Source organism: Streptomyces paromomycinus (assembly GCF_003865155.1).
Taxonomy (GTDB): Bacteria; Actinomycetota; Actinomycetes; order Streptomycetales; family Streptomycetaceae; genus Streptomyces; species Streptomyces chrestomyceticus.
Genome location: NZ_BHZD01000001.1, coordinates 3,288,695 through 3,306,794, shown reverse-complemented (window position 1 = coordinate 3,306,794; position 18,100 = coordinate 3,288,695). Strand labels below are relative to the sequence as shown.

General features: G+C 70.0%; 17 protein-coding genes. 16 read left to right on the top strand and 1 reads right to left on the bottom strand.

Annotated elements, in window-relative coordinates; all coding sequences use genetic code 11:
* Positions 1-10 precede the first annotated feature (10 nt).
* The 16 genes from prfA to OEIGOIKO_RS13300 all read left to right on the top strand — a co-directional run bounded on the left by prfA (position 11) and on the right by OEIGOIKO_RS13300 (position 15,666).
* Positions 11-1,090 (top strand): peptide chain release factor 1, encoded by a 1,080-nt coding sequence (prfA, locus tag OEIGOIKO_RS13375; RefSeq protein ID WP_030017735.1) that lies wholly within the window; start codon positions 11-13, stop codon positions 1,088-1,090.
* Positions 1,091-1,203: 113 nt separating this feature from the next.
* On the top strand, positions 1,204-2,043 hold the full coding sequence (gene prmC / locus OEIGOIKO_RS13370; RefSeq protein WP_030017734.1) for a peptide chain release factor N(5)-glutamine methyltransferase: 840 nt from the start codon (positions 1,204-1,206) through the stop codon (positions 2,041-2,043).
* 53 nt (positions 2,044-2,096) lie between these two features.
* Positions 2,097-2,744 carry an L-threonylcarbamoyladenylate synthase gene (locus tag OEIGOIKO_RS13365; protein WP_030017733.1) on the top strand — a complete coding sequence of 216 codons (648 nt, stop codon included), beginning with the start codon at positions 2,097-2,099 and terminating at the stop codon, positions 2,742-2,744.
* Positions 2,741-3,403, top strand: coding sequence for an arsenate reductase/protein-tyrosine-phosphatase family protein (locus OEIGOIKO_RS13360; protein ID WP_031011585.1), 663 nt, complete (start codon positions 2,741-2,743; stop codon positions 3,401-3,403). Before OEIGOIKO_RS13365 ends, OEIGOIKO_RS13360 begins: the two co-directional genes overlap by 4 nt.
* 672 nt (positions 3,404-4,075) lie before the next feature.
* Positions 4,076-5,413, top strand: a complete 1,338-nt coding sequence (locus tag OEIGOIKO_RS13355) for a serine hydroxymethyltransferase (protein WP_125054238.1) — start codon at positions 4,076-4,078, stop codon at positions 5,411-5,413.
* 99 nt (positions 5,414-5,512) lie between these two features.
* Positions 5,513-6,895 (top strand): MraY family glycosyltransferase, encoded by a 1,383-nt coding sequence (locus tag OEIGOIKO_RS13350; RefSeq protein ID WP_125054237.1) that lies wholly within the window; start codon positions 5,513-5,515, stop codon positions 6,893-6,895.
* A gap of 289 nt (positions 6,896-7,184) precedes the next feature.
* Positions 7,185-7,622 carry a hypothetical protein gene (locus tag OEIGOIKO_RS13345; RefSeq protein WP_125054236.1) on the top strand — a complete coding sequence of 146 codons (438 nt, stop codon included), beginning with the start codon at positions 7,185-7,187 and terminating at the stop codon, positions 7,620-7,622.
* 279 nt (positions 7,623-7,901) lie between these two features.
* Positions 7,902-8,699 (top strand): F0F1 ATP synthase subunit A, encoded by a 798-nt coding sequence (gene atpB / locus OEIGOIKO_RS13340; protein WP_030022193.1) that lies wholly within the window; start codon positions 7,902-7,904, stop codon positions 8,697-8,699.
* Positions 8,700-8,778: 79 nt separating this feature from the next.
* Positions 8,779-9,021: an ATP synthase F0 subunit C gene (atpE, locus tag OEIGOIKO_RS13335; RefSeq protein WP_030595669.1), complete on the top strand. Its 243-nt coding sequence runs from the start codon at positions 8,779-8,781 to the stop codon at positions 9,019-9,021.
* Positions 9,022-9,082: 61 nt separating this feature from the next.
* Positions 9,083-9,631: a F0F1 ATP synthase subunit B gene (locus OEIGOIKO_RS13330; protein WP_371859019.1), complete on the top strand. Its 549-nt coding sequence runs from the start codon at positions 9,083-9,085 to the stop codon at positions 9,629-9,631.
* Positions 9,628-10,443, top strand: a complete 816-nt coding sequence (locus OEIGOIKO_RS13325) for a F0F1 ATP synthase subunit delta (protein WP_125054234.1) — start codon at positions 9,628-9,630, stop codon at positions 10,441-10,443. The genes OEIGOIKO_RS13330 and OEIGOIKO_RS13325 overlap by 4 nt, the downstream gene beginning before the upstream one ends.
* Positions 10,444-10,594: 151 nt before the next feature.
* Positions 10,595-12,187 carry a F0F1 ATP synthase subunit alpha gene (gene atpA / locus OEIGOIKO_RS13320; RefSeq protein ID WP_125054233.1) on the top strand — a complete coding sequence of 531 codons (1,593 nt, stop codon included), beginning with the start codon at positions 10,595-10,597 and terminating at the stop codon, positions 12,185-12,187.
* A 20-nt stretch (positions 12,188-12,207) separates the two neighbouring features.
* Positions 12,208-13,128 (top strand): F0F1 ATP synthase subunit gamma, encoded by a 921-nt coding sequence (locus tag OEIGOIKO_RS13315; protein ID WP_125054232.1) that lies wholly within the window; start codon positions 12,208-12,210, stop codon positions 13,126-13,128.
* Positions 13,129-13,133: 5 nt separating this feature from the next.
* Entirely contained in the window at positions 13,134-14,576 is a 1,443-nt protein-coding gene (gene atpD, locus OEIGOIKO_RS13310; RefSeq protein ID WP_125044946.1) for a F0F1 ATP synthase subunit beta, read from the top strand.
* A gap of 107 nt (positions 14,577-14,683) precedes the next feature.
* On the top strand, positions 14,684-15,067 hold the full coding sequence (locus OEIGOIKO_RS13305; RefSeq protein ID WP_003981308.1) for a F0F1 ATP synthase subunit epsilon: 384 nt from the start codon (positions 14,684-14,686) through the stop codon (positions 15,065-15,067).
* 149 nt (positions 15,068-15,216) lie between these two features.
* Complete coding sequence (locus OEIGOIKO_RS13300) at positions 15,217-15,666, top strand: DUF2550 domain-containing protein (RefSeq protein ID WP_031008108.1); 450 nt, start codon at positions 15,217-15,219, stop codon at positions 15,664-15,666.
* 180 nt (positions 15,667-15,846) lie between these two features.
* Here the strand turns inward: OEIGOIKO_RS13300 and OEIGOIKO_RS13295 are convergent, their stop codons facing one another.
* On the bottom strand, positions 15,847-17,976 hold the full coding sequence (locus OEIGOIKO_RS13295) for a glycoside hydrolase family 18 chitinase (RefSeq protein WP_125054231.1): 2,130 nt from the start codon (positions 17,974-17,976) through the stop codon (positions 15,847-15,849).
* Positions 17,977-18,100 lie beyond the last annotated feature (124 nt).

Here is an 18,100-nt window from a genome sequence, read left to right as displayed (position 1 = left end):
AACCCCCACGATGTTCGAGGCGGTCGAGGAACTGATCGGCGAGCACGCCGACCTCGAAAAACGACTGGCCGATCCCGCGGTCCACGCCGACCAGCGCGAGGCCAAGCGGCTCAACAAGCGCTACTTCGAGCTGACCCCGATCATCACGGCGTACCGCGCCTGGAAGCAGACCGGCGACGACATCGACACGGCCCGCGAACTGGCCGCCGACGACCCGGACTTCGCCGACGAGGTCAAGGACCTCGAAGCGCGCCGCGAGGAGCTCACCGAGAAGCTGCGGCTGCTGCTCGTGCCGCGCGACCCCAGCGACGACAAGGACGTCATCCTGGAGGTCAAGGCGGGCGAGGGCGGCGAGGAGTCCGCGCTGTTCGCCGGCGACCTGCTGCGCATGTACCTGCGCTACGCCGAGCGCGTCGGCTGGAAGACCGAGATCCTGGACGCCAACGAGTCCGACCTCGGCGGCTACAAGGACGTCCAGGTCGCCGTGAAGACCAAGGGCGGCAACGGCGCCACCGAGCCCGGCCAGGGCGTGTGGGCCCGCCTGAAGTACGAGGGCGGTGTGCACCGCGTGCAGCGGGTGCCCGCCACCGAGTCCCAGGGCCGCATCCACACCTCCGCGGCCGGCGTGCTCGTCACGCCCGAGGCCGAGGAGGTCGAGGTCGAGATCGGCCCGAACGACCTGCGCATCGACGTCTACCGCTCGTCGGGTCCCGGCGGCCAGTCGGTCAACACCACCGACTCCGCCGTACGCATCACCCACCTGCCCACCGGCATCGTCGTCTCCTGCCAGAACGAGAAGAGCCAGCTCCAGAACAAGGAGCAGGCCCTGCGCATCCTGCGCTCGCGGCTGCTGGCCGCCGCCCAGGAGGAGGCCGAGAAGGAGGCGTCGGACGCCAGGCGCAGCCAGGTCCGTACCGTCGACCGCTCCGAGCGCATCCGGACGTACAACTTCCCGGAGAACCGCATTTCGGACCACCGCGTCGGCTTCAAGGCGTACAACCTGGACCAGGTCCTCGACGGCGAGCTCGATCCGGTCATCCAGGCGTGCGTGGACGCCGACTCGGCCGCCAAGCTGGCCGCCGCCCAGTAAGCCCCGTAGAACGTCCGTACCACGCCCGTAGAACGAGCCGGAGGAACAGCGTGCCGTCGCCTTCCGGGGGTCACGACCCCCAGCGGCCCCGCCGCGGGCCCAACCCCCGCACCGTGCTGCTCGCCGAGGTGGCCCAGGCCACCCAGCGGCTGGCCGACGCCGGCGTACCCTCACCGCGCTTCGACGCCGAGGAACTCGCCGCCCACGTCCACGGCGTCAAGCGCGGTGAACTGCACCGGGTCCCCGACGCGGACTTCGACGCCCGCTACTGGGAGGCGGTCGCCCGCCGCGAGGCCCGCGAGCCGCTCCAGCACATCACCGGCCGGGCCTTCTTCCGCTACCTGGAGCTGCACGTCGGCCCCGGCGTCTTCGTCCCCCGCCCGGAGACCGAGTCGGTCGTCGGCTGGGCGATAGACGCGGTACGGGCCATGGATGTCGTCGAACCGCTCATCGTGGACCTGTGCACGGGCTCCGGAGCCATCGCGCTCGCCCTGGCGCAGGAGGTGCCCCGCTCCCGGGTGCACGCCGTGGAGCTGTCCGACGAGGCCATGCAGTGGGCCCGCAAGAACGTCGAGGGGTCCCGCGTCGTTCTCCAGCAGGGCGACGCGCTGACCGCGCTTCCCGAGCTGGACGGCCAGGTGGACCTGGTCATCTCCAACCCGCCGTACATCCCGCTGACCGAGTGGGAGTACGTCGCACCCGAGGCACGCGACCACGACCCCGAGCTCGCGCTGTTCTCGGGCCAGGACGGCCTGGACACGATCCGTGGCATCGAACGGACCGCGCACCGCCTGCTGCGGCCCGGCGGCGTCGTGGTCATCGAGCACGCTGACACCCAGGGCGGCCAGGTTCCGTGGATCTTCACCGAGGAGCGGGGCTGGGCCGACGCGGCCGACCACCCCGACCTGAACAACCGGCCCCGCTTCGCCACCGCGCGCAGGGCGACGCCATGACGCGCCCGGCCCCCACGAGTCATCTGTACGTTCCGCACGAGGAGGTCCGTTAAATGGCACGGCGATACGACTGCAGCGACGCGACCGACCGCGCGACCGGTCTGCGCGAGGCCGCATCGGCCGTCCGTCGCGGCGAGCTGGTCGTGCTGCCGACCGACACCGTCTACGGCATCGGCGCGGACGCGTTCAGTGCCGAGGCCGTCGGTGACCTGCTGGAGGCCAAGGGGCGCGGGCGCGGCATGCCGTCCCCGGTGCTCGTCGGCTCCCCGAACACCCTCCACGGGCTCGTCACGGACTTCTCCGAGCAGGCCTGGGAACTGGTCGACGCCTTCTGGCCCGGCGCGCTGACCCTGGTCGCCACCCACCAGCCGTCGCTGACCTGGGACCTCGGCGAGACCCGCGGCACCGTCGCGGTCCGTATGCCGCTGCACCCGGTCGCCATCGAGCTGCTGACCGAGTTCGGCCCGATGGCCGTCTCCAGCGCCAACCTCACCGGGCACCCGTCGCCGCAGGACTGCGACGCGGCCCAGGAGATGCTCGGCGACTCCGTCTCCGTCTACCTGGACGGCGGCCCGACCCCCGCCGCCGTGCCGTCCTCGATCGTGGACGTCACCGGGCCGACGCCGCTGCTGCTGCGGGAGGGCGCGATCAGCGCGGAGGAGCTGCGCAAGGTGGCTCCCGGGCTTGAGGTGGCGAATTGATTGCGCCCCTCGGGCGTGGCATAGCGGGACCCGGAGAGGACAGCTTCCGCACGTTCCGCATCCTCCACGTCAGCACCGGCAACGTCTGCCGCTCGCCCATCACCGAGCGGCTGCACCGGCACGCCCTCGACCTGCGGCTGGGCGCGGACCGCGGCGGCCTGGTCGTGGAGAGCGCCGGCACCTGGGGCCACGAAGGCGCGCCCATGGAGACCCACGCCGCCACGGTTCTGGCCGACTACGGAGCGGATCCGGCCGACTTCACCGGCCGTGAGCTGCTGGACGAGCACGTCATCCGCGCCGACCTGGTGCTGACCGCCACCCGCGACCACCGCGCCCAGGTCATCTCCATGGGCCACTCGGCGGGCCTGCGCACCTTCACCCTGAAGGAGTTCAACCGCCTCGTACGGGCCATAGACCCGGCCACGCTCCCCGAGCCCGACCCGGCGCTGCCCGGCGGCGGGCTGGTCGAACGCGCCCGCGCCCTGGTCGGCGCCGCGGCGGCGCTGCGCGGCTGGCTGCTGGCACCGAACCCGGAGGCCGACGAGGTCTACGACCCGTACGGCGCGCCCATCACGTTCTTCCGCTCCATCGGCGACGAGATCAACCAGGCCCTGGACCCCGTCGTGACGGCGCTGACGGGGGTTCCGGCGCGGGCCTGAGGTGCTGGGCGGGGGCGGGGCTCCTGGGGCCGGGGGAGGGCTGTCAGGGGCGTTGGGGCGGGGGAGGGTTGTCAGGGGCGTTGGGGGCGGTGGCTTCGTTCCGGCCGGCTCTGGGTAGGCCCCCGGTGGGGGAGCGTGTGCGAGCGCCCCGTATGGCGAGCGGTCCCGCCGTAGGCGAGCGGTCCCGCCGTAGGCGAGCGGCCCCGCCGTAGGCGAGCGGCCCCGTCGTAGGGCGAGCGGCTCCGTCGTAGGGCGAGCGGCCCCGGCCCGGCTCGGCCGCGCGGGCTTCGGCGTGGCTGCGCTTGGGTAGGCCCCCGGTGGGGAAGCGTGTGCGGTCGCCCCGTATGGCGAGCGGCCTGATCCCGCCCCGGCTTGGCGTGGAGCATCCTGACCCCCGTCCCGACCCGGACGCGTGAGCTTCGGCGCGGTTGCGCCTGGGTAGGCCCCCGGTGGGGGGATGTGGGTGAGCGCCCCGTATGGCGAGCGGCTCCGTCGTGGGCGGGCGGCTCCACCGTAGGCGGGCGGCCCCCTCGTGGGCGAGCGGCCCCTCGTAGGCAAGCGGCCCCACCCCGTCCCGCCCGCCCCCACCCCCACCAGCTCCCTCCACCGCGCCCCCGCCCCGCCGCGCGCCTACATTGGACCCACGTCCCCGTCCGAGGTCCGGAGCGCGCCATGCCCGCCACCACCACGTCATCCCGGAGCGACATCACGGCTGCCCGTAGGGAGGCGGCCGGGGCAGGGGCGGGACCCGGCGGGTACACGCCGCCCGCCTGGACGCCCGACTTCGCGGGGCTGCTGGAGCAGGACCCCGAGATCGCCGGGGTGCTGCTCGCCGAGGCCGCCCGGCAGGGGGACGGGCTGCAGCTCGTCGCCGCCGAGAACTTCGCCTCCCGGGCCGTGCTGGCCGCCCTGGGCTCCCCGCTCGCCAACAAGTACGCCGAGGGCTATCCGGGTGCCCGGCACCACGGCGGGTGCGAGGTCGTGGATCTCGCCGAGCGGCTCGCCGTGGAACGTGCCAAGGCCCTGTTCGGCGCCGAGCACGCCAACGTCCAGCCGCACTCCGGGTCCTCGGCCGTGCTGGCCGCGTACGCGGCCCTGCTGCGCCCGGGCGACACCGTCCTGGCCATGGCGCTGCCGCACGGCGGGCATCTGACGCACGGTTCCCCGGCCAATTTCTCCGGCCGCTGGTTCGACTTCGCCGGGTACGGCGTCGACCCGCACACCGGCCTGCTGGACTACGACGAGGTGCGCGCGCTGGCCCGCCGGCACCGGCCCAAGGCCATCGTCTGCGGTTCGATCTGCTATCCGCGGCATCTGGACTACGCCGTCTTCCGGGAGATCGCCGACGAGGTGGGCGCGTACCTCGTCGCGGACGCCGCCCACCCCATCGGGCTGGTCGCCGCGGGCCTGGCGCCCAGTCCGGTGCCGTACGCGGACGTGGTGTGCGCGACCACCCACAAGGTGCTGCGCGGCCCCCGGGGCGGCATGATCCTGTGCGGTGCCGAGCTGGCCGAGCGCATCGACCGGGCGGTCTTCCCGTTCACCCAGGGCGGTGCCCAGATGAACGCGGTCGCCGCGAAGGCCGTCGCGTTCGGCGAGGCCGCCACCGACGCCTTCGCCGCTTACGCGCGCCAGGTCGTCGCCAACGCGCGGGCGCTGGCCGGCTCGCTGGCCGAGGAGGGCCTGCCGGTCACCACCGGCGGTACGGACACCCACCTGATCACCGCCGACCCGGCACCGCTGGGGGCGGACGCCCGTACGGCCAGGGGGCGTTGCGCGGCCGCTGGCATCGTGCTGGACACCTGTGCCCTGCCGTGCCCCGAGGACCCGTCAGGACGCCGCCCAGGGCTGCGGATGGGCGCCGCCGCGCTGACCACCCAGGGCATGGGCGAGGACGAGGCGGTGCGGGTCGGCGCGCTGATCGCGGCGGCCGTACGGGAGGACCCGGGCGCCCGCGCGGCGACCGTGGCATTGGTCCGGCGCTTTCCCCCATATCCCCATCCTGGGTGAGCTCTGGAACCATGCGTGGGGCGGGGTTGTCTTCCCTTACGTTCACGGATAGGGGGCGGACACGCATATGGTGTGTGGCTGTGATGGCCAGCGATACCAATGGGGCAGCCCGTGCGTGAATACCTGCTGACGCTGTGCGTCACGGCCGCGGTCACTTACCTGCTGACCGGGCCGGTACGGAAATTCGCCATCGCGGCCGGCGCGATGCCGGAGATCCGCGCGCGCGACGTGCACCGCGAACCCACCCCGCGCCTCGGCGGCATCGCCATGTTCGGCGGGCTGTGCGCGGGCCTGCTGGTCGCGGCCCATCTCACCAACCTCAAGTCCGTCTTCGAGCACTCCAACGAGCCGCGCGCACTGCTGTCGGGCGCCGCGTTGATCTGGGTGCTGGGCGTGCTGGACGACAAGTGGGGCGTGGACGCGCTGGTCAAGCTCGGCGGGCAGATGATCGCCGCCGGTGTGATGGTCCTTCAGGGCCTGACGATCCTGTGGATCCCGGTGCCGGGCATCGGCACGGTCTCGCTGAGCCCGTGGCAGGGCACGCTCCTGACGGTGGCTCTGGTCGTCATCACCATCAACGCCGTCAACTTCGTGGACGGCCTCGACGGGCTCGCGTCCGGGATGGTGTGCATCGCCGCCGCGGCGTTCTTCATGTACGCGTACCGGATGTGGTTCGGGTACGGCATCGAGGCCGCCGCGCCCGCGACGCTGTTCTCGGTCGTCCTGATGGGCATGTGCCTGGGCTTCCTGCCGCACAACATGCACCCGGCGCGGATCTTCATGGGCGACTCGGGATCGATGCTGATCGGGCTGGTCATGGCGGCCGGCGCGGTCTCGGTGACCGGCCAGGTCGACCCGGATCTGCTCAACCTGAAGGCGGGCAGCGTCCGCGAGGCCACCCACGCGATGGTGCCGGTCTACATCCCGCTGCTGCTGCCTCTGACGATCATCGCGGTGCCGGTCGCCGACCTGGTGCTGGCCATCGTGCGCCGAACGTGGAAGGGCCAGTCGCCGTTCGCCGCCGACCGCGGGCACCTGCACCACCGGCTGCTGGAGATCGGCCATTCGCACAGCCGCGCTGTCCTGATCATGTACTTCTGGTCCGCGCTGATCGCCTTTGGCGCCGTGGCGTACTCGGTCAACAACGCGAGCGTGTGGGTCGTGATGGGCATCGTGCTGCTGAGCGCGATCGGGCTGGTCCTCCTGCTGCTGCCGCGCTTCACGCCGCGGGCGCCGCGCTGGATGGAGTGGATGGTGCCGCCGCGGTACCGGCGCAGCGTGCAGGCGGCGGCCGTCGCGGCGGCCGCCGAGGAGAGCGCGGCGGTCGACGAGGCCGGGCAGCTGGACGGGGGACGGACGGCGGACGGCGAGGGCGCTCCGGAGCGGGAGCGGCGGCCGGTGCCGGCGGGCGTCAACGGGGCCACCGCGATCGGTGACCGGTCGCGGTTCACGGACCGGCGTAAGGCCGGAAGTCATCGCTGAGACGCGTTTTCGCTCGTACGAGCGACGCTCGAAAATCCCCCCATTGGGCTACATAGCAGACGAACTGCCGCCGTGTCGCGCTCCAACGCGCGGATTACTGCTCACGTGTGACGGGTAGCACACCGAGCAGGTAAAGACCTCATCAAATAGTTTGTGATACCGTTCACGAAACCCGGCGACAGAGCCGAAGGACCGAAGTGCGACGGTCTTTCGGCCTCAGGTTCTCCCTCAGGCCGGGTCTACGCTCGTCCTTGACGACACCACCCCCATTTTTTGCCGGAGCGCCGCCATGCAGTCCACTGACGCCCGCCTACTTGCCAATGTCTCCGTACCCTCGCTTGCCACCGGCGCCGTCGGCGTCGTGATCAGCGCTGTGGTCGCGGGCGGGCAGGGCGCGATCGGTGCTGCCATCGGAACGGCGCTGGTGCTGCTGCTGATGGGGTCGGGTCTGGTGGTTCTCCAGCAGACCGCCAAGCGCCTCCCGGATCTGTTCCAGATGATGGGACTGCTGCTGTACGCGGTGCAGATCCTGGCGGTCGCGGTCTTCATGATCGTCTTCAAGGACACCACGCTCTTCAATGTCAGGGCGTTCGCCTTCACGCTGCTCGCGACCGTCCTGGTGTGGATCGCCTTCCAGGCCCGCAGCTATATGAAGGCAAAGGTTCTCTACGTGAATCCCGAATCCGCCGACGCGAAGAAGGCGGAAACCACGGGGTCGCGGACGTGAGACGTAGGGCCGGAATAAAAGCCCACGCGAGAGCCTGCTATCGTCCGGTGCCAACTGCGGCGCAGTCGGCGCAGGCGGCTGAGCCTCCAGGTTCCGAGTCAGGGAACCTGTTGCACGTCCGGCCGATGCCTGTGACCCGATCCGGCCCCGCGCCGATCAGCCGCCCCCCAATCCGTAAGACCAGTCCAGTGCCGCACCGTGGCTCAATGCCGCGCCGACACAACGAGGTTGCCGTACCCATGCGCCACGCTGAAGGAGCTCGCGGTGAGTGCTGAAACGATGCTCGCCCTCGACACGGAGTGCCACCTCTTCATCCCGGGGTGTGGCTTCGAGGCCCCGGGCCTTCATTCGTTCGTCTTCGAGCCCCTTTTCACCATCGGTGGCTACGAGTTCAACAAGCCGATGCTGCTGGCCCTGGTCAGCACGGTGATCATCGTGGCGTTCTTCTGGGCCGCCTTCGGCCGCGCCAAGGTGGTGCCCGGCAAGCTGCAGATGATCGGTGAGGCGGGTTACGACTTCGTGCGCCGCGGGCTCGTCTACGACGCGCTCGGCAAGAAGGAGGGCGAGAAGTTCGTCCCCTTCATGGTCGCGCTGTTCTTCTTCGTGTGGATCATGAACCTCTGGTCGATCATCCCGGTCGCCCAGTTCCCGGTGACATCGGTCATCGCGTTCCCCATGGGTCTGGCCCTGGTGGTCTACATCACCTGGCTCGTGCTGACGTTCAAGAGGCAGGGCTTCGTCGGCGGTCTGAAGAACCTCACCGGCTACGACAAGTCGCTCGGCTGGGTCCTCCCGCTGATCATGTTCCTGGAACTGCTGCAGCACCTGATCATCCGGCCCTTCACGCACGCGGTCCGGCTGTTCGCGAACATGTTCGCGGGCCACATGCTCATCCTGATGTTCACCGTCGCCAGCTGGTACCTGCTGAACGGCATCGGCATCGCCTACGCGGGCGTCTCGTTCGTCATGACCATCGTGATGACGGCCTTCGAGCTCTTCATCCAGGCCATTCAGGCGTACATCTTCGTGCTCCTGGCCTGTAACTACATCCAGGGCGCGCTCGCCGAGCACCACTGAGCCCCCAGGAACCCAGCAGTCCCACCAGACGTCCGGTGGCCAACCCCCACCGGTCCATGAAAGAGAAGGAAGACACGGCATGTCCGCGACTCTCGAACTCGCCGCCGGCCTCACTGGCAACGTCGCTTCGATCGGCTACGGCCTCGCCGCCATCGGCCCCGGCGTCGGCGTCGGCATCATCTTCGGTAACGGCACCCAGGCCCTGGCCCGTCAGCCCGAGGCCGCCGGCCTGATCCGCACCAACCAGATCATGGGCTTCGCCTTCTGCGAGGCGCTCGCCCTCATCGGCATCGTCATGGGTTACGCGTACCCGTCGGCCTGATCACGGACCGATCGACGACGCCACTTAGACGGAAGGCATTGATGTGAGCGCCCTGGTGAACATGGCGGCGGAGGTTCCGGAGAACCCCCTCGTCCCGCCGATTCCAGAGCTGGTCATCGGCCTGGTCGCTTTCTTCATCGTCTTCGGCTTCCTCGCCAAGAAGCTCCTCCCGAACGTGAACAAGGTTCTGGACGAGCGCCGCGAGCAGATCGAAGGCGGTATCGAGAAGGCGGAGGCCCTACAGGCCGAAGCCCAGCAGGTCCTGGAGGACTACCGGTCCCAGCTCGCCGACGCGCGCCACGAGGCCGCCCGGCTGCGCCAGGAGGCGCAGGAGCAGGGAGCGACCCTGATCGCCGAGATGCGTGCCGAGGGCCAGCGGCAGCGCGAGGAGATCATCGCGGCCGGCCACGCGCAGATCGAGGCGGACCGCAAGCAGGCCGCGCAGTCGCTGCGCCAGGACGTGGGCAAGCTCGCCACGGAGCTGGCGGGCAAGCTGGTCGGCGAGTCCCTGGAGGACCACGCCCGCCAGAGCCGGACCATCGACCGCTTCCTCGACGAGCTTGAGGCCAAGGCGGCGTCGGACTCGACGAAGGCAGAGGCCGGCCGATGAACGGAGCGAGCCGCGAGGCACTCGCCTCCGCACGCGAGCAGCTCGACGCGCTGACGGACAACACCGCCGTCGACGCCGCGAAGCTCGCCGAGGAGCTGGCTGCCGTCACCGCTCTGCTCGACCGCGAGGTGTCGCTGCGTCGGGTCCTCACCGACCCGGCGCAGGCCGGCGAGGCCAAGGCCGAGCTGGCCGGGCGCCTGTTCGGCGGCCAGGTCGGCGGCGAGACCGTCGACCTGCTCTCCGGCATGGTCCGCTCCCGCTGGTCGCGCTCGCGCGACCTGGCGGACGCGACCGAGGAGCTGGCGTACGGCGCCGACCTCGTCGCGGCGCAGCGGGCGGGCGCCCTCGACGACGTCGAGGACGAGCTGTTCCGGTTCGACCGGATCGTCGCCTCGTCGCACGAACTGCGCGCGGCACTGACCGACCGCACCACGCAGGGCCCGGCCAAGGCCGAGCTGCTGCGCTCGCTGCTGGGCGGCCGGGCCGACCCGGTCACCGAGCGCATCGTGGTCCGGCTTGTCGCACAGCCGCGGGGCCGTAGCCTGGAAGCAGGGCTGAACGCCCTGTCCAAGCTGGCCGCGGCGCGCCGGGACCGCATGGTCGCGGTGGTCACCTCCGCGGTGCCGCTCAGCGACACCCAGCGGCAGCGCCTCGGCGCGGCCCTGGCGGCGGTGTACGGACGGCAGGTCCACCTGAACCTCGACGTGGACCCCGAGGTCCTCGGCGGAGTCCAGGTCCGGATCGGCGACGAGGTCATCAACGGCAGCATCGCCGCACGTCTCGAAGAGGCGTCCCGGCGGATGGCCGGCTGACCCACCCACCAACTCAAGAAGTAGTACGGCGGCCCGAGTTGGGCCGTGGACGCAGTGACATCACGGGGGCAACCGCCCCTGCCTGCGGCGGGGGGACGTGCATGACCCCCGTAAACGACGACGGGCCCAACAAGGAGAGCAGGGAACCCAGATGGCGGAGCTCACGATCCGGCCGGAGGAGATCCGGGACGCGCTGGAGAACTTCGTCCAGGCGTACAAGCCGGACGCGGCCTCGCGCGAGGAGGTCGGGACGGTCAGCGAGGCCGGTGACGGCATCGCGAAGGTCGAGGGTCTTCCCTCGGCGATGGCGAACGAGCTGCTGAAGTTCGAGGACGGCACCCTCGGCCTCGCGCTGAACCTGGAAGAGCGCGAGATCGGTGCGGTCGTCCTCGGCGAGTTCAGCGGTATCGAGGAGGGCCAGCCGGTGCGCCGCACCGGTGAGGTGCTCTCGGTCGCCGTGGGCGAGGGCTACCTCGGCCGCGTCGTCGACCCGCTGGGCAACCCGGTCGACGGCCTCGGCGAGATCGAGTCCGAGGGCCGCCGCGCCCTGGAGCTCCAGGCTCCGGGCGTCATGGTCCGCAAGTCGGTCCACGAGCCGATGCAGACCGGCTACAAGGCCGTCGACTCGATGGTGCCGATCGGCCGTGGCCAGCGTCAGCTGATCATCGGCGACCGCCAGACGGGCAAGACCGCCCTGGCCGTCGACACGATCATCAACCAGCGCGACAACTGGCGCTCCGGCGACCCGAAGAAGCAGGTCCGCTGCATCTACGTCGCCATCGGCCAGAAGGGCTCCACCATCGCGTCCGTGCGCGGCGCGCTGGAGGAGGCCGGTGCCCTGGAGTACACGACCATCGTCGCCGCCCCGGCGTCCGACCCGGCGGGCTTCAAGTACCTGGCGCCCTACACCGGCTCGGCCATCGGCCAGCACTGGATGTACCAGGGCAAGCACGTCCTGATCATCTTCGACGACCTCTCGAAGCAGGCCGACGCCTACCGCGCCGTGTCCCTGCTGCTGCGCCGCCCGCCGGGCCGTGAGGCGTACCCGGGTGACGTCTTCTACCTGCACTCCCGCCTGCTGGAGCGCTGCGCGAAGCTCTCCGACGACCTCGGCGCCGGCTCGATGACGGGTCTGCCGATCGTCGAGACCAAGGCGAACGACGTGTCGGCGTTCATCCCGACCAACGTCATCTCCATCACCGACGGCCAGTGCTTCCTGGAGTCCGACCTGTTCAACGCGGGCCAGCGCCCGGCGCTGAACGTCGGTATCTCCGTCTCCCGTGTGGGTGGCTCCGCCCAGCACAAGGCCATGCGCCAGGTCTCCGGCCGGCTCCGCGTGGACCTCGCCCAGTTCCGTGAGCTGGAGGCGTTCGCCGCCTTCGGTTCCGACCTGGACGCGGCCTCCAAGGCGCAGCTCGCCCGTGGTCAGCGCATGACCGAGCTGCTCAAGCAGGGCCAGTACCAGCCGATGCCCGTCGAGGAGCAGGTCGTCTCCATCTGGGCCGGTACCACCGGCAAGATGGACGACGTCCCGGTCCAGGACATCCGCCGCTTCGAGCGCGAGCTGCTGGATTGGATGGGCCGCGAGAAGAAGGAGCTGCTCACCAGCATCGCCGAGGGCGCCAAGATGTCCGACGACACCATTCAGGCGCTCGCCGACACCGTCGCCACCTTCAAGCAGCAGTTCGAGACCTCGGACGGCAAGCTTCTCGGTGAGGACGCTCCGGTCAGCACGAGCAAGTGACGACGGAAGGGACCTGATCCATGGGAGCCAAGCTCCGGGTCTACAAGCGTCGCATCCGCTCCGTCACCGCGACCAAGAAGATCACCAAGGCGATGGAGATGATCGCCGCCTCGCGCATCGTCAAGGCGCAGCGCCAGGTGGCGGCATCGACGCCGTACGCGAGTGAACTCACCCGCGCGGTGACGGCGGTTGCCACCGGTTCGAACACCAAGCACGCCCTGACGACCGAGGTGGACAAGCCCACCCGGGCCGCGGTGCTGCTCATCACGAGCGACCGCGGTCTGGCCGGCGGCTACTCCTCCAACGCCATCAAGGCCGCCGAGCAGCTCACCGAGCGGCTCAAGGCCGAGGGCAAGGAGGTCGACACCTACATCGTCGGCCGCAAGGGTGTCTCGTACTACGGCTTCCGTGAGCGCAAGGTCACGGAGTCGTGGACCGGCTTCACCGACAGCCCGACGTACGCGGACGCCAAGGCCGTCGCCGGGCCGCTGATCGCCGCCGTCCAGCAGGACACGGCCGAGGGCGGCGTGGACGAGCTGCACATCGTCTACACCGAGTTCGTCTCGATGATGACGCAGACGCCGGTGGACAACCGGCTGCTGCCGCTCAGCCTCGGAAAGACGGCCGAGGAGGCGCAGGAGCCGTCCAAGGGCGAGATCCTGCCGCTGTTCGACTTCGAGCCGTCGGCGGAGGACGTCCTGGACGCCCTGCTGCCGCGGTACGTGGAGTCGCGCATCTACAACGCGCTGCTCCAGGCCGCCGCCTCCAAGCACGCCGCCACGCGGCGCGCGATGAAGTCGGCGACCGACAACGCGGAAGAACTCATCAAGTCGCTCTCGCGGCTTGCCAACGCGGCCCGCCAGGCCGAAATCACCCAGGAAATCAGCGAGATCGTCGGTGGCGCGAGCGCACTGGCCGACGCGACCGCGGGGAGTGACTGACAACTATGACCACCACTGTTGAGACGGCCACGGCGACGGGCCGCGTCGCGCGGGTCATCGGCCCGGTCGTCGACGTGGAGTTCCCCGTCGACGCGATGCCGGACATCTACAACGCGCTGCACGTCGAGGTCGCCGACCCGGCCGAAGAGGGCAAGCTCAAGACGCTGACCCTGGAGGTCGCGCAGCACCTGGGCGACGGCCTGGTCCGCGCCATCTCCATGCAGCCCACCGACGGTCTGGTCCGCCAGGCCACGGTGACCGACACCGGCGCGGGCATCACCGTGCCCGTCGGTGACGTCACCAAGGGCAAGGTCTTCAACACCCTCGGCGAGATCCTGAACGTGGACCCGGCCACGGTCGAGGTCAACGAGCGCTGGCCGATCCACCGCAAGGCCCCCAGCTTCGACCAGCTGGAGTCCAAGACCGAGATGTTCGAGACCGGCGTCAAGGTCATCGACCTGCTGACCCCGTACGTCAAGGGCGGCAAGATCGGTCTGTTCGGCGGCGCGGGCGTCGGCAAGACCGTCCTCATCCAGGAAATGATCTACCGCGTGGCCAACAACCACGACGGTGTGTCGGTGTTCGCCGGTGTCGGTGAGCGCACCCGTGAGGGCAACGACCTGATCGAGGAGATGACGGACTCCGGCGTCATCGACAAGACCGCGCTGGTCTTCGGCCAGATGGACGAGCCCCCGGGCACCCGTCTGCGGGTCGCGCTGGCCGGTCTGACGATGGCGGAGTACTTCCGTGACGTCCAGAAGCAGGACGTCCTCTTCTTCATCGACAACATCTTCCGGTACACCCAGGCGGGTTCCGAGGTGTCCACCCTGCTCGGCCGTATGCCGTCCGCGGTGGGTTACCAGCCGAACCTGGCGGACGAGATGGGTCTCCTCCAGGAGCGCATCACCTCGACCCGTGGTCACTCGATCACCTCGATGCAGGCGATCTACGTCCCCGCGGACGACCTGACCGACCCGGCGCCGGCCACCACCTTCGCCCACCTGGACGCGACCACCGTTCTGTCGCGTCCGATCTCGGAGAAGGGCATCTACCCGGCGGTGGACCCGCTGGACTCGACGTCCCGCATCCTGGACCCGCGCTACATCTCGCAGGACCACTACAGCTGTGCCTCGCGGGTCAAGACGATCCTGCAGAAGTACAAGGACCTGCAGGACATCATCGCGATCCTCGGTATCGACGAGCTGGGCGAGGAGGACAAGCTCACCGTCCACCGCGCCCGCCGCATCGAGCGCTTCCTGTCGCAGAACACCCACGTGGCGAAGCAGTTCACCGGTGTCGACGGCTCGGACGTGTCGCTGGACGAGTCCATCGCGGCGTTCAACGCGATCGCCGACGGTGAGTACGACCACTTCCCCGAGCAGGCGTTCTTCATGTGCGGTGGCCTTGAGGACCTGAAGGCGAACGCCAAGGAGCTGGGCGTCTCCTGAGGCCCGGCGCGTTCCGGGGGCGGCCCTGGCCGCCCCCGGTCCGTACGACCACTAGTATTTGACCCAACATCTGCCGTACCCGGCAGGTGGAGACCCGAGGAGCCATCGTGGCTGAGCTGCACGTCGAGTTGGTCGCCGCCGACCGTCAGGTCTGGTCGGGCGAGGCCAGCCTGGTCGTCGCGCGCACCTCGTCGGGCGACATCGGCGTCATGCCGGGGCACCAGCCGCTGCTCGGCGTGCTGGAGTCCGGTCCGGTGACGATTCGTACGACCGGCGAGGACGGGGACGGCACCGTCGTCGCCGCCGTGCACGGCGGCTTCATCTCGTTCGCCGACAACAAGCTGTCTCTGCTCGCGGAGATCGCCGAGCTGTCCGACGAGATCGATGTCCAGCGCGCGGAGCGGGCCTTGGAGCGGGCGAAGTCGGAGGCCGACGCGGCCGCCGAGCGCCGCGCCGATGTCCGGCTGCGTGCGGTGGCGGGCGTGCACTGAAGCCCTCCACCGACGAGTTCGTCCCTCAGCCGCGGGCTGCGCTGGAATCCTCCAGGGCGGTCCGCGGCTGAGGCAATGCAGGTGCGTTTTCCCCCTCGCGCCCGAACCGGCGCGCGGGTACCCCCATCGAGGCGAGGAGGTCGGTTCGGATGGTCCTCGCTCTGCTCGTGAGCGGCGCGGTCGTCGTACTGGTGCTGCTGGGGCTCTTCGTCTTCGGTCTACGGCGACGGCTCATCCAGCGTTCCGGCGGCACCTTCGACTGCAGCCTGCGCTGGAACGTGCCCGAGGAAGAGGCCGAGCCCAGCGGCAAAGGCTGGATCTACGGGGTCGCCCGCTACAACGGTGACCGGGTGGAGTGGTTCCGCGTCTTCTCCTACGCGCCCCGCCCCCGCCGCCAACTGGAACGCTTCGCCATCGAGGTGCTGGAGCGCCGCACCCCGCAGGGCGAGGAAGAGCTGGCGCTGCTCTCCGACTCGGTCGTGCTCGCCTGCCGCCACCGCGGTACGAGGCTGGAGCTGGCCATGAGCGAGGACGCCCTGACGGGTTTCCTGGCGTGGCTGGAGGCGGCACCTCCTGGGCAACGAGTCAATGTGGCTTAGATAAATTAGATAAAAGGGGCTCATTGGTCGGGGGTGCCCCCGGACGAAGTCTGGGGGAGAGTGAATGTGGCGTAGCCCGGATGGGCTACGGCTTTCGTCTTTGCCGTCTTTCCGCACGCCGAAGGCCGGGAAGGCGGGGGCGACGCCGCCTTCCCGGCCGGTCCGGGGTGGTGAGCCGGGTTACTTCAGGCCGCTGTCGATGGCGGTCATCAGTTCGCCGTTGGCCGTGTCACCGCTGAACTCCCAGAAGAACGCGCCGCCCAGTCCCTGCTGCTTGGCGTAGTTCATCTTGCCGACGATGGTCGCGGGAGTGTCGTAGCTCCACCAGTTGCTGCCGCAGCGGGCGTAGGCGGTGCCGGCGACGGTGCCGGTGGACGGGCAGCTCGCCTTGAGGATCTTGTAGTCCTCGATGCCCGCCTCGTACTTGCCGGGGGCCGGTCCGGTGGCGGTGCCGCCGGGGGCGTCCTGGGTGACGCCGGTCCAGCCGCGTCCGTAGAAGCCGATGCCGATCAGCAGCTTCTTCGCGGGGACGCCCTTGGCCTTGAGCTTCTGCAGGGCCGCGTCGGTGGTGAAGCCCTGCTTGGGCAGGCCGGGGTAGGACGTCAGGGGCGAGTGGGGGGCGGTGGGGCCGGTCTTGTCCCAGGCACCGAAGAAGTCGTACGTCATGACGTTGTACCAGTCGGCGTACTGCGCGCCGCCGCCGTAGTCGGCCGCGTCGATCTTGCCGCCGTCCGATCCGTCGGCGGTGATCGCGGCGGTGACCAGCTGCTTGCCGAACTTGTCGCGGAACGCCTTCATCATGGTGCTGAAGGCCGCCGGGCCGCTGGTGTCGCAGGTCAGGCCGCAGGCGTTGGGGTATTCCCAGTCCAGGTCGATGCCGTCGAAGAGGCCGGCCCAGCGCGGGTCGTTGACCAGCTGGTAGCAGGAGTCGGCGAAGGCCGCCGGGTTCTTGACGGCGTCGGTGAAGCCGCCGGACCAGGTCCAGCCGCCGAAGGACCACAGGAGCTTGATGTTCGGGTACTTCGCCTTGAGCTTCTTGAGCTGGTTGAAGTTGCCGCGCAGCGGCTGGTCCCAGGTGTCGGCGACGCCGTCCACGCTCTGGTCGGCGGTGTACGCCTTGTCGGTGGCCGCGTAGGCGTCACCGATGGTGCACTTGCCGCCCTGGACGTTGCCGAACGCGTAGTTGATGTGCGTCAGCTTGCTCGCGGAGCCCGAGGTGACCAGGTTCTTCACGTGGTAGTTGCGGTCGTAGACGCCCCACTCGGTGAAGTACCCCAGCTTGACCGCGTCGACGGGCTGCTGTCCGCCGCCGGTGGTGCGGACGGTCGTGGCGGCGCTGGCCGGGCCGGTCTGGTCGGCCGTGTCGCGGGCGACGACGGTGTAGGTGTACTCGGTGCCCTTGGTCAGGCCGCTGTCGGTGTAGGCCAGCTTCTCGACCGTGGCGACCTTCGTGCCGTCCCGCAGCACGTCGTAGTTCTTGACGCCCTTGTCGTCGGTGGCGGCGGTCCAGGTCAGCCGTACGGAGGTGTCGGTGACGTCGCCCGCCACCGGCTTGCCGGGCGCGGACGGCGGGTTGTCACCGGGCTGTCCGCCGCCGGTGGTGCGGACGGTGGTGGGCTCGCTGGCGGGGCCGGTCTGGTCGGCGGTGTCGCGGGCGACGACGGTGTAGGTGTACGAGGTGTCCTTCGTCAGGCCGCTGTCGGTGTAGGCGAGCTTCTCGACGGTGGCGACCTTGGTGCCGTCGCGCAGGATGTCGTAGTTCTTGACGCCCTTGTCGTCGGTGGCGGCGGTCCAGGTCAGCCGTACGGAGGTGTCGGTGACGTCACCGGCCACCGGCTTGCCGGGCGCGGACGGCGGGGTGTCTCCGGGCTGCGCCCCGTCGCAGGGGCCGCCGTTGAGCTTGCAGCCGCTCACCTCGCCGCCGCCGGAGCCGGTGCCGATGAAGCCGAAGCTGACCGAGGCGCCGGGGGTGATGGTGCCGTTCCAGTTGACGTTCTTGGCCGTGTAGTGCCCGTTCGCGCCGCTGACCTGGGCGTCCCAGGCGGAGCCGACGGTGGTGCCGGCGGGGAAGTCCCACTCGACGGTCCAGCCGTTGAGGGTGGTGGTGCCGGTGTTCTTCACCGTCCACTGTCCCTGGAAGCCGGTGCCCCAGTCGGAGACCTTGGTGTACGTGGCGGTCGCCGACTCGGCGGCGTGCGCGGGGGTGGCGCCGAGGCCGATGAGCGCCGCCACGGGGAGGAGGAGTGCGGTGAGGGCCGCGAGGGCTCTTCGTCGGGCGTGGGTGGTGCGTGTCAGGGTTCCGGGTGTCACGGATGCTCCCAGGTAAGGGGGTGGAGGTGGGGGAACCTGCGCCGCCCGGTGAGCGCTGTGGGGCGCGCTCACCGCAAAGATGTGAAGGGAGCGTAAAAAGGTCCAGACCTACGGTCAAGAGGTC

Coding starts and splice junctions, on each gene's coding strand:
- prfA (WP_030017735.1), top strand. CDS start 11: ATGTTCGAGGCGGTCGAGGAACTGATCGGCGAGCACGCCGACCTCGAA.
- OEIGOIKO_RS13365 (WP_030017733.1), top strand. CDS start 2,097: ATGGCACGGCGATACGACTGCAGCGACGCGACCGACCGCGCGACCGGT.
- OEIGOIKO_RS13355 (WP_125054238.1), top strand. CDS start 4,076: ATGCCCGCCACCACCACGTCATCCCGGAGCGACATCACGGCTGCCCGT.
- OEIGOIKO_RS13350 (WP_125054237.1), top strand. CDS start 5,513: ATGGGGCAGCCCGTGCGTGAATACCTGCTGACGCTGTGCGTCACGGCC.
- OEIGOIKO_RS13345 (WP_125054236.1), top strand. CDS start 7,185: ATGCAGTCCACTGACGCCCGCCTACTTGCCAATGTCTCCGTACCCTCG.
- atpB (WP_030022193.1), top strand. CDS start 7,902: ATGCTCGCCCTCGACACGGAGTGCCACCTCTTCATCCCGGGGTGTGGC.
- atpE (WP_030595669.1), top strand. CDS start 8,779: ATGTCCGCGACTCTCGAACTCGCCGCCGGCCTCACTGGCAACGTCGCT.
- OEIGOIKO_RS13330 (WP_371859019.1), top strand. CDS start 9,083: ATGGCGGCGGAGGTTCCGGAGAACCCCCTCGTCCCGCCGATTCCAGAG.
- OEIGOIKO_RS13325 (WP_125054234.1), top strand. CDS start 9,628: ATGAACGGAGCGAGCCGCGAGGCACTCGCCTCCGCACGCGAGCAGCTC.
- atpA (WP_125054233.1), top strand. CDS start 10,595: ATGGCGGAGCTCACGATCCGGCCGGAGGAGATCCGGGACGCGCTGGAG.
- OEIGOIKO_RS13315 (WP_125054232.1), top strand. CDS start 12,208: ATGGGAGCCAAGCTCCGGGTCTACAAGCGTCGCATCCGCTCCGTCACC.
- atpD (WP_125044946.1), top strand. CDS start 13,134: ATGACCACCACTGTTGAGACGGCCACGGCGACGGGCCGCGTCGCGCGG.
- OEIGOIKO_RS13300 (WP_031008108.1), top strand. CDS start 15,217: ATGGTCCTCGCTCTGCTCGTGAGCGGCGCGGTCGTCGTACTGGTGCTG.